We start from the raw sequence: 1,550 nt of genomic DNA on the forward strand, positions 1-1,550 counted from the left end.
CCGTGCCGCGATCCCCCCTGCCTGGAAAACCGCTGACTGACAACGGAGTCATCACATGCTGCTCGCCGCGACCCCCGCCGCTCCGCCGCCGCCACCGCACACCGGCGGACTGCTCGCTCTCGTCGGAGGGACCGCCGGGCTGCTGACCGTCGCCGCCCTCGGCATCGCGCTCCTCCTCGTACTGATCATCAAGATCCGGCTCCAGCCGTTCGTCGCGCTGCTCGCCGTCTCCATAGCCGTCGGCCTCGCCGCCGGGCTCTCCGTCACCGAACTCTTCGGCACGGTCCAGAACTCCGACGCCAAGTCGCTCATCGAATCCGGCATGGGCGGCACCCTCGGCCATATCGCGATCATCATCGGCCTGGGCACCATGCTCGGCTCCATCCTGGAGGTCTCCGGCGGCGCCGAGGCGCTCAGCTCCCGGCTGCTCGGCCTCTTCGGCGAGAAGCGCGCCCCCCTCGCGATGGGCCTGACCGGCCTCATCTTCGGCATCCCGGTCTTCTTCGACGTCGGCATCTTCGTGCTCGCGCCGATCGTGTACGCGGCGACCAAGCGCAGCGGCAAATCGATCATCCTCTACGCGATGCCGCTGCTGGCGGGCCTGTCCATGACCCACGCGTTCCTGCCGCCGCACCCCGGCCCGGTGGCCGCGGCCGGGCTGCTCCACGTGGACCTCGGCTGGGTCATCCTGATGGGCATCGCCACCGGCGTCCCGGCGGTGCTGGCCGGCTGGGCGTTCGCCGCGTGGATCGGCAAGCGCGTCTACGTGCCCGTGCCCGCCGACATGGTCGAGGCGGCCGAGGAGGCCAAGGCCGCCGTCCAGGCCGAGCAGCGCGCGACCGGCGGCGGCGCGGGCCGCGCCGAGAAGCCCGTGTCCATGGGCGCGCTCGCCGCGATCATCGGCACCCCGCTGGTCCTCATCCTGCTCGCGACGTTCTCCTCCATCGCCTTCGACCCCAGCACCGGCCGATCGGTCGTGGAGTTCTTCGGCAACCCCTTCGTCGCCCTGACGATCGCCCTCTTCCTCGCCTACTACCTGCTGGGCATCCGCCGCGGCTGGTCCCGCAAGTCCCTGGAGACGGTCTCCACCGCCTCCCTCAAGCCGGTCGGCAACATCCTGCTGGTGGTCGGCGCGGGCGGGGTCTTCGGCGCGGTCCTCAAGGGCAGCGGCGTGGCCAAGGCCCTGGCCGACACCTTCGACAGCGCGGGCCTGCCCATCATCGTCCTCGCCTGGCTGATCTCCGTGGTGCTGCGCGTCGCCCAGGGCTCGGCCACCGTCGCCATCGTCACCACGGCCGGCATCGTTGCCCCGATGCTCGCCGAGGGCGACTTCTCCCAGGCCCACCTGGCGCTCGTCATCATGGCGATCTCGGCGGGCTCGATCTTCGCCTCGCATGTGAACGACGGCGGGTTCTGGATGGTCGCGAAGTACTTCGGCATCTCCGAGCGCGACACCCTCAAGTCCTGGACGGTCCTGGAGTCGGTGCTGTCGGTGGCGGGCTTCGCCGTCGCGGCGGTGCTCAGCATCTTCGTCTGACGCGGTACGTGGG

1 protein-coding gene is annotated in these 1,550 nt (G+C 70.7%); it reads left to right on the top strand.

What is annotated here, in order from left to right; all coding sequences use genetic code 11:
• The first annotated feature begins 55 nt into the window (after nt 1–55).
• Nucleotides 56–1,537: a GntP family permease gene (locus ACFU99_RS43200; protein ID WP_384404151.1), complete on the top strand. Its 1,482-nt coding sequence runs from the start codon at nt 56–58 to the stop codon at nt 1,535–1,537.
• Nucleotides 1,538–1,550 lie beyond the last annotated feature (13 nt).

Origin of the sequence: Streptomyces sp. NPDC057654 (assembly GCF_042800135.1) — a bacterium.
Taxonomy (GTDB): domain Bacteria; phylum Actinomycetota; class Actinomycetes; order Streptomycetales; family Streptomycetaceae; genus Streptomyces.